The following is a 14,950-nucleotide window of genomic DNA, read 5'->3' as shown; positions in this document are numbered from 1 at the left end:
TTCGAACCCACGACCCCTTGGTTCGTAGCCAAGTACTCTATCCAACTGAGCTACAGCCGCACACAGAAACGAGATTATAGCCAAACGTTTTGGAAAATGGAAGCGTGTAACTGCGATTTGTCTCATGGACCTGATCGTGTACCCTTGATAGGCAGTCGATTGCTGCAGTTAACGGACCATCATGAACAAGGCCTTTGTCAAAGAGTCGAGTGAAGAGAATGACGACGATCTCGACGTCGCCCAGCCGGAAGTTCCCGCGGGCACCAAAAATTACATCACGCCAGCCGGTTACCGGCGTATGCGCGATGAACTGCTGAATCTGATCGATGTCGAGCGGCCGGAAGTGGTCAGGCTCGTGTCGTGGGCGGCGTCGAACGGCGATCGCTCGGAGAATGGCGACTACATCTACGGCAAGCGCCGCTTGCGCGAGATCGACCGGCGAATCCGCTTTCTCACTAAGCGTCTGGACCTCGCTGAAGTCGTGGATAGCAGCAAACAGGAGAACGTCGATCAGGTGTTCTTCGGCGCGACTGTCGAATACGCAACGGAAGACGGCGATGCGCATGCCGTGACAATTGTGGGGATCGACGAGGTCGATCTGGATATCGGGCACGTGAGCTGGATTTCGCCGATTGCCCGTGCGCTGCTCAAGGCGAAGATCGGCGATACGGTCACATTGTTCACGCCGGCCGGTCCGCAGCCGATCGAGATTCTCGACGTCAAGTACCCGCCGGCGGATACGGGCGGTTAAGCGTGCCCATGGCGTGCTTGATATCGTTGAGGGCAGAGCGGGATCAGACGGTCTCGTTGATACCCTCCTCGCTGCTGCTCAGCGTGGGGCAACAGGTGGCGTTTGTCTGCGTATGGGCAAGCAGTGTAGGCACCCGATCCACCATGCCGCTACGCTTGCAGTTCAGATACTTCGCATAGCAGATTTGTTGCGGCGGAATGTGCGCGAGAACGTACATCCAGCGCTCGCCGTCATGCTCGACCCACAGAATGGCTTCGGGCACAGCCGCGAGTTGTGGCGGCCGTGCGTCCGGTGGTCTTCGCATGGCTGCTGTCGGAAACAGCATATTGAATGCGTTCGCACTCGGCGTTCGCCACTCGGTCTAGCGCGTCTTCTCCTCAAGAGCATCGTAGGGCGCATAGAGACGAGGCGAAAAAAAGGCGCCGCGAACGGCGCCTTCGATACTGCGAGTACTCCGCAGCTTTTTAAGCTTAGAAGCGGTGACGCAGACCTGCGGTCACAGCGATTTGCTTGTTGCTGCTCGACGCTGCGCCCAGACCATTGATGCTGGCGTCGACGATGGCGCCCTCGTTGGTTTGCTGATACACGCCTTGCAGGTACACGTCGGTACGCTTGGACAACGAGTATGCGGTTTGCAGGTTGAACTGGTTCCAGTGCATATGCGAGCTCGACAGGTTCGCGCGAGTGTACGTGTATGCACCGGCGATGCTCAAGGCCGGCGTCAAAGCGTAACGGGCATTGGCTTCGAAGTTCTGGAAGTGAGCGCTGTTGGTCGGGAAGCCAACGCCACCCGCCACGCCCGACGAGCTCTGGCTGATGCCGGCGAGGCCCGACAGGTTCGTTTGCGAATACACGAGACCGACGGTTGCCGGGCCGAACGCGTAGTTAGCGCCTGCGCCCCACGTTTGCTGACGTTCAGCAAAGAACGTGTTGTCGCCCGAAACCGCACCACCCGAGTTGAACGCAGCGGCTGCCGTGTTCGCGCCGTTGCTGTTCAGTTGCATGTAAGCAGCAGCGACGTTCAGGCCGCCCCAGTTGTACGACGCGCCCGCGCTATAAGCGCGGTTATTGGCGAAGCCGGCTGCCTGGTTCGAGAAGCCGTACAACGCGCCGAACTTGAAGCCGCCGTAGTTTGCGCTCTGGTACTTGACCGAGTTATTGATGCGGAACGAGTTGTTCAGGTTGTCGTTGTCGAACGGGTGCGCGAACTGGGTGCCGCCGTATTGCGTGCCCGTCAGCGTCAGCGGGCCGACGTAATCGACCATGCTGTCATATTGACGACCGAGGGTCACGGCGCCGAACTGGTCGCTCGCCAGACCGACGAAAGCCTGACGGCCGAACAGACGGCTGTTCTGCTTGAGCGTGCCGTCATTGATGCCGAAGCCGTTTTCCAACGTGAAGATGGCCTTCAGACCGCCGCCCAGATCCTCAGCGCCACGCAAGCCGAAACGGCTGCCGTTCACCGAGCCGCTCGTCATCTGCCAGTTGCTGTGGCCGTGCTGGTTGTTCGTATAGGTGATGCCGGCGTCGATCAAGCCGTACAACGTTACGCTGCTTTGCGCATGCGCGGCGGTTGCAAAAACGCCCGTGAGGGCCGCGACCATGAGTGTCTTCTTCATTGTGTAACTCCGAGAGCGAGAGATGTACTTGGGACCCTGGCTTGGGAGACCTTCACACGAGCGCATGTGCTGCGAGAGGCAGATTCGTGTGAGAAGCGCGCCGACCAAATCGCGCTGGTTTCCGGTTAGGCAGAGTTTAGAGAGACACTCCGCAATGTGGGCGTTCCGATTTTCGCAATAAAGTATTACGCGATTGGAAACGATGTGCGAATGTCGCTTGAGCCTTATGGATAAAGGCTTGCGGCGTTATTGCGAGAGTGGAGTGATGGGTGCGCGTTGAATGGCGTTGCTCATTTGCGACAGTAGCCGACGCAAAAAAACAACGCACCGATTTCAAAAATCGGATTGTTGTTGTCTGTGCAATAGCAGATTGTTAATTGTGTGAATAATAGACATGAGTTGTGCGTCTATACTGCACTTTCTGCTTTTCGAAGCAGACTTTTTCGTTGACGAAAAAGATCTCCAAACCTTTGTCGGCGCGACTTCCCAGTCGCGCTTTTTTTTTGCGTGCGCATTCGAATCCGCAGCTCATTACTCAGTGTGCAGGCGCTGCGTCCTCCAGGTCGCTCCAGTCGGATGTTGGTGACGCGCTCCAGTCTTCCATCACGTAGCGGCGGGCGTCCATGGGGGACGACAGCAGGTTTTGCCAATGATCCCCGTGCCACATGGGATCGAATTCGAACGGCGTATCTGTGGCCAGCACGGCGTAAAGGGGAGTGGCTTTTGCGTGCGAGGGGGTGAGCCAGACCCAGAGGCGGTGGAGTTGATTGAGCAGCATGGCAGTCTCCTGATATGCGTTTACTACAACAACTGGTTCGATCATCCCGCCGTGAATGTGGCGCAGCAAGTCGGACAAACACTTACTGAATACAGTTTTTGTCACATTTTACATTTCTAAATCAGAAAAATTTCCCGTTGCTAGGATGCTTTTAAACTGTTCTGGCAATATTACCTCGAGGGTAACTCAGTAGTTAATGAATATGCATTGCGCCTTCGACAAGGTCGGTCGTTATCTCCATATGTGCTAACTGCATATGGAAAATTTTCTTGACGATAATCGTTCGTTCCCCGTATAACAGCAAGTCTGAATGTCAATCGTCAGTTCCGGCTGTGAGAAGCTGCCTAATATCAGCATGGCCGGCGAAGTGATGGTGTTATTCGGACATAAGGGCAATGCCCGATCTTTGTAAATCGTCGAAGGGAAACTGAAAATGGAAACTGGTATCGTCAAATGGTTCAACGATGCTAAGGGTTTTGGCTTCATTACGTCGGATTCAGGTGGAGAAGATTTGTTCGCACATTTTTCCGAAATACGCGCGGACGGCTTTAAGTCGCTGAAGGAAAACCAGCGTGTTTCCTTCGACGTCAAAGCCGGCCCGAAGGGCAAGCAGGCAGCGAACATCCAGCCGCTGTAAGCCGCGCGGGGCACGCCGCCGATTGCCAGAGAGCCCTCGCTGCGTGCGAGGGTTTTTTTATGGCTTATACAGTTTGCTCCGTCAGATCCTGGGAGTTCTGGTTAAAGCCGCGTGCGGTTTGGAATAGCGAAGCGTTGATTTTGGGCGTGGTAGTTATTGATTAGATCAAATCGCATAGTGCTTCCCGCTTCGCCAGCGTTCAGCGGCATCTGGCGGCTTAGATAAAAAGGACGTCCCCCTTTGGGCAACGCACGGCGTCGATGCGATTTGGGTGCGGGCCGGTCAACTAGGGCATACTTGCCGCAAAGCCACGCATCTAAAGTATCTCTTTCCATGTCTGAACAGTCTTTGCCGGAACCGGCCCTCGATGTACCCATTGTCTTTGTCGACCTCGAAACCACCGGCGGCTCGACCAGTGAGCATCGCATTACCGAAGTCGGCGTCGTCGAAGTAGGGCCGGCCGGCGTGTCGCGCTGGAGCACTCTGGTCGACCCACAGCAGTCGATCCCCTCGTTCATCCAGCAACTCACCGGCATCACGAATGCCATGGTCCGCGGCGCGCCGACCTTCGACGAAATCGCGCCGGCGCTGTTCGAACGCCTGAACGGCAAGCTCTTCATCGCGCATAACGCCAGTTTCGACCGCGGTTTTCTGCGCGGCGAGTTTCGGCGAGCCGGCCTCGCGTTCGATCCTGATGTGTTGTGCACCGTGCGTCTGTCGCGCGCATTGTTTCCGGCGGAAAAGCGTCATGGTCTGGACGCGCTGGTCGAGCGTCATGGGCTGGTGCCGTCAGACCGCCACCGCGCGCTCGCCGACGCCGATCTGATCTGGCAGTTCTGGCAACGTCTGCACGGCCTCGTGCCGCTGGACGTGCTGCGCGGGCAGATCGAGCGCACCACGCGGCGCTACCGGCTTGCCGGAGACATCACGGAGGATCTGCTCGACACGGCGCCCGCCGGTTGCGGCGTCTACGCTTTTTATGGCGAAGGAGACTTCCCGCTCTATGTAGGGCGAAGTGTGCGCGTACGTCAGCGGTTGCGCTCGCATCTGACAGGTGAGCGGCGTTCGTCGAAGGATATTCGGCTGGCCCAGCAGGTACGGCGTGTCGAGTGGCGTGCGACCGGCGGCGAGTTGGGGGCGATGCTCGCAGAGGCCCAGTGGATTGCGACGCTGCGTCCTGGCCATAACCGGCTGCCGCGCGTGACAAAAAGCGATCCGGCGGATGCGCCTTGGCCATTCCAGGGGCCGGTCGTTTTTGAGGAGCGCGAGGAAGCGTCGCAGGCGCGGGCTTTCCATGTCGTCGACCGCTGGCGCTATGTCGGGCATGCGCCGTCGCTCGCGCAGGCGGCTGAGTTGTATGCGTCGAGCTTTGCGGGGTCATTCGAGCTGTCGACGTATCGCATCCTGCAGAGTCATCTTGCACGCGGGCTGCGCGTGATGCCATTGAGCGTTTCGAGCGACGCACCGGCTTCGAGCCTCGCTTGACGCGCGACTTCGCCGCTCAAAGCAAAGCACGTTCAGTCAATCAGGTGCGCGGAGTTCGGTCGTGCGCGGCAGGTAGAGCGCCCTCGGCCGCATGCTCGTCCCGGGTCCGGATCAGCCGGTCGCGCCCACGCCGCCTGTTTCGCATACGTGACCTAGCGCGCGCGTCAATGCGCTCGCGTGAGCAGAGTCGTAGCGGGTCAGCGATTTCCAGTTAGCAAGCGATTGCGCGACGCGCGACGGGCAGTCGTCCGCCGTCCGCAGTGGCTGCACACGCGCAAGACTGGTTACGAGCGATTGCGTCAGCCGGTCCAACTGCGGCCTCGTGCTGGTCGCGAGGTCGGGCGCGGGCCCTTCTGGCGGCTGCGTGCTGCGCCAAGTGGCAAACAGCGCGTTCTGCACGTCCTTGCTTGCGTCGATCTGATCCTGGAAGAACGCACGGGCGAACGCCGGGTCGATGTTCGCCGCCGCGGCGCGCTTTTCCACATCGGCAAGCAGCGCGTTCTCGCGCGGCGTATCCGTAATCGCCTGATGGTTGGCCCACTTCCAGCGCGCGACCGGTTCCGCGAGCGCGAGGCGCTGCGAAGCCAGCGCAATCAGATTGGTGAGCGCCGTGTCGTCGCCATCGGCGACGGCGGGGACGGGCGCGAGAGCGACGCAAGCGGTCAATGCGAGTGCGCATGACGCGCCAAATCGAGACGAGCGATTCATGGGAAATGGACGTGGCCGAATGGCCGCTGAGGAAAACCAGAAGAATAAATGATGCGACGCTCGCGGAGCGAGTTATTCGGCCGGCCGACTGTCACTGTCCGATTGTGGGATGCGTGAATCGAAGCGCGCGTCAGACGCCGCTGCGACCAGGACGTGGCGTGCTTCACGCATGCCGAATCAGCGTCACGCGGCGCGCGCAAGACGCTTAGTGGGGCGCATGTTGACGCCGCGCGTCGCTACGCGCGGACACCGATGCTGCATCGCACCGCTGTCCGATTACTTGGAGTCGCACGACTTACGTTGTTCGTCGAAAAATGCGCGCACGTGCTGAGGCAACTCGGCACCCAGAAACTCGACGCCAGCGGGTTCCGGATCCGGGCAAAAGACTTTATCCGGGGTCGGAATCTTCGTTGGTTTGGCATCCATGATCTTTCTCCTTTACAAACCGATTATCTGCCTCGGCCCGTGTCTTGCACCAGTATGAGATGCTGATGAGATGCTCTCTGTTGCTTTAACGGCACAAGCCGACACTTCAACAGAGCGTTTGAATAGAATTTATCGTCTATCGATTGCGGTGCCGATTTTTTCTCCGCGCGAATCAGCTCCGTGCGGCCTGCCGCGTTGTTTCCTTCCGCACCTGGTCTTGTGCGCTTTGCACAGGGTTCTTGGCGTTTGCGCGACACACTCTCCATATGAATTGCGTGTGACTAAAATCAGCGTATTTTGTGCGGTGCGGCATCGGAAGGATTTTCTCGATAAGTGACTGAACGTTCGTTGATTACCGATGCACTCATATCTCGATAGCCGTCATCCCCTAATGTTTCGTAAACGATTGATTTTGAGTTTTGGTTGACGAAACTTAACTTTTATTAAAGTTTTTCTTCAAAGACTCGCAGATCCATGGGCGGCGTCAGTTCTAACTCGAGTCGTGACAACTGGGCGTGGTGAGTGACACAGCTGATGGAAACGCCGGACCAGTTGTGGATTGCGGCTAAAGGGCGGCCACGCCTATGCTGGAAGAGCGTGCGCCATCGCGTTGGCGATGCGCATTGGCGTGCATTCATCTTCTGACTCAAGTCGGCGCGAATAGGGCGCGACGGCGAAGGGCCCCCGTCTTGCTGCACCCGATGCCACCTCCCGCTTTCGTGCCAAAACCTTCTCGCCCGGCGACACGCAGCCGCCGCCTATGCTTGAAGGAGCTATCTGCCACACGACGTGCGGTGGCTAACGGACGCGTCCGTCCCCGACGCGGACGATGTCAGTCTTCGCGCTTCGGAGAAGTCCCATGGAAAACGCGGTCTACTGGAAAGGACGTCAGGTCGGAATCGAATGTGCCGGCAGAATCTTATGGTTTGCGTCGGCGCCAGAGGCAGCGATCGCCGCGTACGGCAAGACACGAGAAGAGCTGGCGGTTGCCGAGGATTCTGTCGTGGCCCGCAACCTCGTCATGACGCAGTCATATGACCGCTCGCGCTTTCGCGCGTGACCAGCGCGGCCTCTTCATTCAACTGGCTCTGAAGGAGTCAATGAAGCCGGACTTGCTTCTGCGAGAGCCAATCGAACACTAGCCATTCGCGCCGCGGAATTCTCTTGTCGCGCGACGAAGCGCTTGTCGCACGTGAACGTCGTGGTATCAGCTTTACCGCCGCAGCCGGAAAAAAGCAGGTGTCACAAGGGCTCGAGTCAGCGAGTGCTGAATGATGGCTGCGGGACGCACTGCATTCAAACGAACTCGTAGGATACGAGCGACTGCTCGCCGGCACCTGCAGTCGATCTGCGTCGCGTCGATCAGCGCGAACGTTTCCACCCTCTCGACATGTTCGGCGCTGGGTCGATATTTTGAGATGCGCGGATCAACGTGGTGAGCGATGCGGATCGCACGCGCGCCCGTCTGGTCGATGGCGATCCAGAAAGCAAAAAGCCCAGTCGCAAGGACCGGGCTTTTTGCTTGAATCTTGATGGTGCCGGAAAGAGGAATCGAACCCCCGACCTTCGCATTACGAATGCGCTGCTCTACCGTCTGAGCTATTCCGGCATCAGGAGAAACGAGATTATAGGGACTTCTTCAGTAGCTTGGCAAGCCCCTAACTCATTTTTTTGCTTCGAGATGGTAGCGGGTGACGCGATCCACTTCGTTCTTCGAGCCGAGGAACACCGCTACACGCTCGTGCAGACTTTTCGGCTGGATGTCCAGAATGCGTTTTTCGCCGTTGGTCGCCGCGCCGCCCGCCTGCTCGACGATGAACGCCATCGGGTTCGCTTCGTACATCAGGCGGAGCTTGCCCGGCTTGTCCGGCGTGCGCTTGTCGGCGGGGTACATGAAGATGCCGCCACGATTCAGGATACGGTGCACGTCCGCGACCATCGACGCGATCCAGCGCATGTTGAAATCGCTCTGGCGTGAACCATCCTTGCCGGCCTTCAATTCGCCGATGTATTGCTCGACCGGCGGATACCAGTGGCGCTCGTTCGACGCGTTGATCGCATACTCGCGCGTTTCGACCGGAATGCGCATGTCGCTTTGTGTGAGCACCCACGAGCCAAGCTCGCGGTCGAGCGTGAAGCAATTCACGCCGTTGCCCGTGGTCAGCACGAGCACGGTTTGGGGACCATACACCGCATAACCCGCGGCCACCTGTTGCGTGCCCGGTTGCAGGAAGGACTGCTCGGTGGGCTGCTGGCCGTCCGGGCAACGCAGCACCGAGAAGATCGTGCCGATCGACACATTGACGTCGATGTTCGACGAGCCGTCGAGCGGATCGAACACCAGCAGGTATTCGCCCTTCGGATAGTTGGCCGGGATCGGGAAAAACTGTTCCATTTCCTCGGACGCCATGCCGGCCAGGTTGCCGCCCCATTCATTCGCTTCGAGCAGGATTTCGTTCGACAGAATGTCGAGCTTCTTCTGCACCTCGCCCTGCACATTCTCGCTGCCCGCGGTGCCGAGCGCATCGCCGAGCGCGCCTTTGCTGACGTGGTAGCTGATCGCCTTGCATGCACGCGCGACGACTTCGATCAAAAGGCGCAGGTCGGCCGGCAGGTTATTGGTCTCGCGCTGCTGCTCGATCAGGTACTTCGTGAGAGTGGTACGACGTTGCAAAGCCATTGCTGTACTCCGGGAAGGCTAGAGGAATATCCCGATTTTAACCGCTCGGTGTGTCTGCTCTGTGCTTTTAAGCGCGAAGAGCGCGCGGCGATGCGGCCGGCGCTGTGCGGCGCGCGCCGCGTCCGGCTTTGCGGCGTGCTTTGCCGGCGGTGTGGCTGCCGCTCACGCTGACCGCGAGCGCGGCTGCCCGGGCATGCGCGGCCGGCACTTTCGGCATTTTCGGGCGATCCGCCCGGGGCATCGGTTCGATTCCCGTTCGAACTGCTCGCCGGCCGCGGCAGTAGCGATGCGCAGGTCGCAGGCGATCTGCAGGTCGAGCCAGAATGGCGCGCTTGCGCCGAAATAGCGCTCGACTCGCAGCGCGTGTCGGCCGAAATGGTGCGCTTGCCGCGTACGACGTCGTTGATGCGCGGCGCGGGCACGCGCAGCGCAAGCGCGAGCGCGTCGAAGGACATGCCGAGCGGTTCGAGGAACTCGCTACGCACGATCTCGCCCGGATGGATGTCGGGGATGGTGTCGCCGGTATCGATGGCCGAGAGATCGATGCTCTCCAGCGCGGAGCGTTTGATGACCATGCGGTCTCCCGATAATCAGTGATGCTGAAATGCGCCACTGCCCACTGCCCTGGCCTTGTAAGGCCTCCAGCCGGTTACCCGGCGGCGCGTGCAGACTCATGATGGAGTCGGCCGCGTCGATCATCAGCAGCTTGCGGGGCACGAGCGTCTGGATGTGAAGCGGCAGTGGGTACACGAACTTGCCTTGAAAGATTCTCGCGGTAGCCTTGTCGCCGAATGTCGTGATCATAGGGGTGGCGTAACGCATTGCGTTAAACGCAAACCGCTAACTGAATGTGTTGACTCTCGCCCCGCCGGCATCAGATGGACAGTCGTTCAGATGGCTCACGCGTACGTCGACAAGTACGCACGCCGGGCCGGACTCAGAACGAAAAAAAGCCGGCAACGCGTGCCGGCTTGACGAAGCGAGTGCCGCTATCAGGCGGCGATCAGGCCAAGGCTTTTTCCACGATCTCGCGCACGTCGCGCGACTTCACCTGTGACGCCACTTTCTCCAACGCCGTGCGCATGCCTCCGCGTAGCGCCGGTGTGAAGCGGCGCCACAATTCGAGCGAGCGGGCGAGGCGGGCGGCCACTTGCGGATTGATCGCGTCGAGCGCGATCACCTGATCGGCCCAGAACGCGTAGCCCGAGCCGTCTTCGGCGTGGAATTGCGCGGGGTTCGCCGCGCAGAAGCTGAAGATCAGCGAACGCGCGCGGTTCGGATTTTTAAGATTGAAAGCCGGATGCGTCATCAGCTTGCGCACGATGTCGATCACCGGACGTTGCGCGCTGCCGCGCTGTGTGGCCTGCAAGGCGAACCATTTGTCGATGACGAGCGGCTCCTTTTCGAAGCGCCGGTAAAAGTCGTCGAGCGCCTGCTGCGCCTGAACGCTGCCGCCGTTGGCGGCCGCCGCGTTGAGCAGCGCGGAGAGCGCCGCCGCGCGGTCGGTCATGTTGTTCGCCGCGTCGTATTGTGCGGACGCGAGGCGCACCGCCTCGGCCGGATCGTCCAGCTCCGCGAGATACGACAGCGCGAGATTCTTCAGTGCGCGATGGCCGCCCGCCTCGGGCGTCGCCTCGTAGGCACCCGGCGTGCGATGCCGCTCGTACACCTTGAGCCAGTCGTTTTTTAGCGCATTGGCGAGACGCTTGCGCACGAACTGCCGGGCGGCATGTACGGCCGCCGGATTCGACTCGGCCATCTGCTCGGCCAGGTACGCTTCGGACGGCAGCATCAACGCGAGTTCGCGGAACGCCGGCGACAGTGTTTCGTCGGTGAGCACGCGCGCAAACGCGGCGACCACCGAGTCGTCGAGTTGCAGCGGCACGCCCGAGGCCGCGCGGCCGGCGAGCGCCATCAACTCGCGGGTAGCGAGCCGTTGGCCGGCTTCCCAACGGTTGAACGGATCGCTGTCGTGCGCGAGCAGGAATGCGAGCTGGTCCGCCGAGTAGTCGTATTCGACGATCACCGGCGCGGAGAAATTGCGCAGCAGCGACGGCAGCGGCTCCTGCGCGACGTCGACGAACGTGAAGGTCTGTTCGGTTTGCGTGAATTCGAGCACGCGCGTGGTGGCGGCCGACGCCTTCGCTTCGCCTTCCAGCTTGAGCGGCAAATCCGTGCCGTCCTTGCCGATCAGGCCGATTGCAAACGGAATCAGCAGCGGTCCTTTTTGCGTTTCGCGGGCGGCCGCCGGAGCGTCGCCGTAACCTTGGCGCAGCGTCACGCTGTAGCGCCGCCGCGCGGCGTCGTACTGGGTGCGCACGGATACGCGGGGGGTGCCGGCCTGGCTGTACCAGCGCTCGAACTGCGCGAGGTCGCGGCCGTTCGCGTCGGCGAGCGCGTGGCGGAAGTCGTCGCAGGTCACGGCCTGGCCGTCATGGCGTTTGAAGTACAGGTCCATGCCCTTGCGGAAGCCGTCACGGCCGAACAGCGTCTGATACATCCGCACGACTTCCGAGCCTTTCTCGTAGACGGTCATCGTGTAGAAGTTGTTGATCTCGACGTAGCTTTCCGGACGCACCGGATGCGCCATCGGACCCGCGTCCTCGGCAAACTGCATCTGGCGTAGCACGCGGACGTCCTCGATGCGCTTGGTCGCGCGCGCGGCTTCGTCTGTCGCGCCGCCGGCCATGTCGGCCGAGAATTCCTGATCGCGGAACACCGTCAGGCCTTCCTTCAGGCTCAGCTGGAACCAGTCGCGGCAGGTCACGCGGTTGCCGGTCCAGTTGTGGAAGTACTCGTGGCCGACCACCGCCTCGATGTTTGCGAAGTCGGTGTCGGTTGCCGTTTCGGGGTTCGCCAGCACGTACTTCGTGTTGAAAATGTTGAGCCCCTTGTTCTCCATCGCGCCCATGTTGAAGTCGCTCACTGCGACGATCATGAAGCGGTCCAGATCGAGTTCGAGCCCGAAGCGTTCTTCGTCCCAGCGGATCGAATGGATCAGCGAATCCATTGCGTGACGCGTCTTGTCCAGATCGTGCGGTTCGACCCACACCTGCAGCAGCTTGTCCTTGCCCGAGCCGCTCTTCACGCGTTCTTCGAGTGCGACCAGCTTGCCCGCGACCAGCGCGAACAGATAGCTAGGTTTCCTGAACGGATCTTCCCAGCGCGCGAAATGGCGACCGTCCGGCAACTCGCCTTCTTCGAGCAGATTGCCGTTCGACAGCAGCACCGGATAGTCGGCCTGGCTCGCGCGCAGCGTGACGGTGAAGGTCGCCATCACATCCGGGCGGTCGAGGAAATAAGTGATGCGGCGAAAGCCTTCGGCCTCGCACTGCGTGAAGAAGTTGCCACCCGATACGTAGAGGCCCGACAGCGTGGTGTTCGCGGCCGGATTGCAGATGCTGGTGAGCGTCAGTTCGAAGCTGTCGGGCACGTTGTCGAGCAGCAGTCCGTGCTCGTGCGCATGCGCGTTGGCGAACGGCTGGCCGTCGATTTCCGCGCCGACGAACTCCAGTTGCTCGCCCATCAGTTCGAGATGCGCGGCGCGGGACGCGTCCGGGTTGCGGCGCACGCGCATCGTATTCCTGACGATCGTGCGTTCGGGGACCAGATCGAACTCCAGCGCGACGGTGTCGATCAGGAAGGCGGGCGGCGCGTAATCGGCGCGGCGGATCACATTGGGCGTTGCGGTATCGGCCATGGCGTTCTGTAGGGTTGGTACTCGAGCGGTCAGGCGCGCGAAGGGCACGCAAGCCGGGCTGGTCGGGCCATTGTACAAAGCCTCGCGCAATCGTGCGGAGCGAACTTTTTACCGGCTCGCGGGGTCAGCGTATTATCGGCGCCCGCGCGTGAAAAAGCCGCGTGCGCGTTCGCCGGAGCCGCTCATCACTGGCGATAATGGGCAATTCAAGGGCCTCACGAGGTAGACCATGACTATCGATCGATGGACCCGCCGCGCCACGCTGCTGTTGGCCGCGCTGGCGGTGCTTCTGTCCGGCTGCACGACTTACGTGACCACTCAGGTCACGGCGTTTTCCGATTGGAGCGGCACCGATGCCACGCGCACCTTCGCGTTCACGCGGGCGCCCGATCAGCAGAACAATCTCGAACTCGCCACCTACGAGCGCATGGTCGCCAGCGAACTCTCGGCGCATGCGTTCCGCGAAGTCGACGGCGCACAGGCGCGCTATCTGGTCGGACTCTCGTACGGCATCCGTTCGGACATGGTGACGGTTGCGGAACCGGTGTACTACAACCCGTGGCCGTCACCGTATTGGGGCCGGCCGTTCGATCCGTGGGGACCGTGGGGTCCGTATCCGGCTACCTACGTGAACCAGACCTATCCGATTTTCACCCATCTGCTGGGCATACGGATCACCGAGCGCGCGACCGGCAAGGAGGTCTATAACGTGACGGCCCGCAATTCGGGCGGCGAGTCGTCGCTGGTGAGGGCGATGCCGTATCTGGCGCGCAGCGCGCTGGCCGATTTCCCGCTCGGCAATGGCGCTGTGCATACGGTGAAAATTCCGCGCGGCGAGGGCGGCGGCCCGGCGAACGACGTGGTCGCGACCGGCGGCGCGCCGGCCGCGGCGCCGGTTCCGGCGTCGGGTGCCAAGGCGGCGGAGTAGGGTGACGGATAACGTGGCGCAGGTTCAAGCGCAATAAGAACGGCCCGGTGGGTTATCCCTGCCGGGCCGTTCTGTTTGTGCAGTTGTGAGAAGCGAAGCGCAGTGCCGCCTGAAGACCGCAAAGACGTCGCCCGGGCGCCGCTTACATGCCGACCCCAAACAGCGCCATCGCCCCCAGCACCACGAACAGCACCGCCGCGATGCCGTGCACGAGCCCCGTCGGCAGGCGGTGGGCGAAGCGATCGCCGAGCAGGATCGCCGGCACGTTGGCGATCATCATGCCGAGCGTGGTGCCTGCCACCACGCCGAAGAAATCGTGAAAGCGCGCGGCGAGGGCGACCGTCGCAATCTGCGTCTTGTCGCCCATTTCCGCGATGAAAAACGCCACCACGGTCGCGCCGAAAACGCCGAAGTGCGTGCGGTTCGTGTTGGCTTCGTCGTCGTCGAGCTTGTCTGGCACGAGGATCCACAGGGCCATCGCGATGAACGAGGCGGCCAGCGCCCAGCGCATGATGGTCGGCGTCAGCAGCGAGCCGAGCCACGCGCCGAGCGCACCCGCACCCGCGTGATTGATGAGGGTGGCGGTCAGCACGCCGAGAATGATCGGTGCGGGTTTGCGGTAGCGGGCCGCGAGCACGAGCGAGAGCAGTTGTGTCTTGTCGCCGATTTCGGCGAGCGCGACCGCTCCGGTCGAAATGAGAAAAGCGTGATTCACGATTGTGGGGATTCCTCGGGCCGAGATGTGTACGAGCGACGACCCGCGACACGCCGGGCCCTGTTGCGGCGCGTGTGGATCATCGGTCTCGCCAGGCCAGAGGCTGCGGCTGCCATGGCCATGCAGGCCAAGTCTGTTGACAGGCGCCCCCGCGAACCGCACGTTCGACGCACCCGGGTACGGCGGTGCGGACATGCCGCGGGGCGGCTACTCCCCAATGAGCGACGGAGTATAGCAGGCAGGGATGTGTCTGATGACGGCTGGCCGTCGGCCGCGGCGTTGCTGAGGCGGATCGGCAATGAGCGGCTGCGCCCGAAGAATGCTTCTCGCATACGAGGGCCGCCGGAACGCCTCGCCTGTATGCAAATGTTCCGGTCTGAAACACCTGTCAAGAAAGTCGAATGAAAGTATTCGCCTGGGTCGCGCGTTTTCGACCGGGCGGCCGGCTCGGTCGGAAACATATCGGAAGGGGCTTTCAGCCGGATCAAGGCGCGTGGCGCAAATGTCAATGGGACGGCCCGGC

Annotated in this window: 15 protein-coding genes, 1 tRNA gene and 1 riboswitch; of the genes, 5 read left to right on the top strand and 11 right to left on the bottom strand. The window is 61.1% G+C overall.

What is annotated here, in order from left to right:
* Positions 1-181: 181 nt before the first annotated feature.
* A complete protein-coding gene (greB, locus tag CIC12_RS14480) occupies positions 182-751 on the top strand; it encodes a transcription elongation factor GreB (protein ID WP_168664778.1) in 570 nt (189 codons plus the stop codon).
* Positions 752-794: 43 nt separating this feature from the next.
* Here greB and CIC12_RS14475 read toward each other — a convergent pair whose 3' ends face one another.
* The 3 genes from CIC12_RS14475 to CIC12_RS14465 form a co-directional block, all read right to left on the bottom strand.
* Entirely contained in the window at positions 795-1,055 is a 261-nt protein-coding gene (locus tag CIC12_RS14475) for a hypothetical protein (protein WP_168664777.1), read from the bottom strand.
* A 166-nt stretch (positions 1,056-1,221) separates the two neighbouring features.
* Complete coding sequence (locus CIC12_RS14470) at positions 1,222-2,370, bottom strand: porin (protein ID WP_168664776.1); 1,149 nt, start codon at positions 2,368-2,370, stop codon at positions 1,222-1,224.
* Positions 2,371-2,905: 535 nt separating this feature from the next.
* On the bottom strand, positions 2,906-3,148 hold the full coding sequence (locus CIC12_RS14465) for a hypothetical protein (RefSeq protein WP_168664775.1): 243 nt from the start codon (positions 3,146-3,148) through the stop codon (positions 2,906-2,908).
* 433 nt (positions 3,149-3,581) lie between these two features.
* Here CIC12_RS14465 and CIC12_RS14460 point away from each other — a divergent pair, with 433 nt between their 5' ends.
* Both CIC12_RS14460 and CIC12_RS14455 read left to right on the top strand, forming a co-directional pair.
* A complete protein-coding gene (locus CIC12_RS14460) occupies positions 3,582-3,785 on the top strand; it encodes a cold-shock protein (RefSeq protein ID WP_007180812.1) in 204 nt (67 codons plus the stop codon).
* Positions 3,786-4,118: 333 nt separating this feature from the next.
* Positions 4,119-5,270, top strand: a complete 1,152-nt coding sequence (locus tag CIC12_RS14455; protein ID WP_168664774.1) for an exonuclease domain-containing protein — start codon at positions 4,119-4,121, stop codon at positions 5,268-5,270.
* A gap of 111 nt (positions 5,271-5,381) precedes the next feature.
* On the opposite strand, the gene CIC12_RS14450 is transcribed toward CIC12_RS14455, so the two are convergent.
* Complete coding sequence (locus tag CIC12_RS14450; RefSeq protein ID WP_168664773.1) at positions 5,382-5,978, bottom strand: chorismate mutase; 597 nt, start codon at positions 5,976-5,978, stop codon at positions 5,382-5,384.
* A 276-nt stretch (positions 5,979-6,254) separates the two neighbouring features.
* Entirely contained in the window at positions 6,255-6,404 is a 150-nt protein-coding gene (locus CIC12_RS14445) for a hypothetical protein (RefSeq protein WP_168664772.1), read from the bottom strand.
* 859 nt (positions 6,405-7,263) lie between these two features.
* On the opposite strand from CIC12_RS14445, the gene CIC12_RS14440 reads away from it, so the two are divergent.
* Positions 7,264-7,464, top strand: a complete 201-nt coding sequence (locus CIC12_RS14440; RefSeq protein ID WP_174772048.1) for a hypothetical protein — start codon at positions 7,264-7,266, stop codon at positions 7,462-7,464.
* 473 nt (positions 7,465-7,937) lie between these two features.
* Here the strand turns inward: CIC12_RS14440 and CIC12_RS14435 are convergent.
* The 5 genes from CIC12_RS14435 to pepN all read right to left on the bottom strand — a co-directional run bounded on the left by CIC12_RS14435 (position 7,938) and on the right by pepN (position 12,784).
* A tRNA-Thr gene (locus CIC12_RS14435) sits at positions 7,938-8,013 on the bottom strand.
* Positions 8,014-8,067: 54 nt separating this feature from the next.
* Positions 8,068-9,084 carry a class 1 fructose-bisphosphatase gene (locus tag CIC12_RS14430; protein WP_091799881.1) on the bottom strand — a complete coding sequence of 339 codons (1,017 nt, stop codon included), beginning with the start codon at positions 9,082-9,084 and terminating at the stop codon, positions 8,068-8,070.
* Positions 9,045-9,659, bottom strand: a complete 615-nt coding sequence (locus CIC12_RS14425) for a HigA family addiction module antitoxin (RefSeq protein WP_238812612.1) — start codon at positions 9,657-9,659, stop codon at positions 9,045-9,047. The genes CIC12_RS14430 and CIC12_RS14425 overlap by 40 nt, the downstream gene beginning before the upstream one ends.
* The gene (locus CIC12_RS33865; protein WP_446728009.1) at positions 9,562-9,888 is read right to left on the bottom strand and encodes a type II toxin-antitoxin system RelE/ParE family toxin; all 327 of its coding nucleotides are present in this window, start codon (positions 9,886-9,888) and stop codon (positions 9,562-9,564) included. Before CIC12_RS33865 ends, CIC12_RS14425 begins: the two co-directional genes overlap by 98 nt.
* A 199-nt stretch (positions 9,889-10,087) precedes the next feature.
* Complete coding sequence (pepN, locus tag CIC12_RS14415) at positions 10,088-12,784, bottom strand: aminopeptidase N (RefSeq protein ID WP_168664770.1); 2,697 nt, start codon at positions 12,782-12,784, stop codon at positions 10,088-10,090.
* A gap of 229 nt (positions 12,785-13,013) precedes the next feature.
* Between pepN and CIC12_RS14410 the strand changes: the two genes are divergently transcribed.
* Entirely contained in the window at positions 13,014-13,712 is a 699-nt protein-coding gene (locus CIC12_RS14410) for a DUF4136 domain-containing protein (RefSeq protein ID WP_168664769.1), read from the top strand.
* A 142-nt stretch (positions 13,713-13,854) separates the two neighbouring features.
* Here CIC12_RS14410 and CIC12_RS14405 read toward each other — a convergent pair whose 3' ends face one another.
* Positions 13,855-14,427, bottom strand: coding sequence for a TMEM165/GDT1 family protein (locus tag CIC12_RS14405; protein WP_168664768.1), 573 nt, complete (start codon positions 14,425-14,427; stop codon positions 13,855-13,857).
* 78 nt (positions 14,428-14,505) lie between these two features.
* Positions 14,506-14,655, bottom strand: a riboswitch (yybP-ykoY riboswitch).
* Positions 14,656-14,950: the final 295 nt, after the last annotated feature.

Source organism: Paraburkholderia sp. SG-MS1 (assembly GCF_012275575.1).
In the GTDB taxonomy this organism is placed as follows: Bacteria; Pseudomonadota; Gammaproteobacteria; order Burkholderiales; family Burkholderiaceae; genus Paraburkholderia.
The sequence above is the reverse complement of the archived record's forward strand: the minus strand, read 5'-3'. Positions and strand labels throughout refer to the sequence as shown.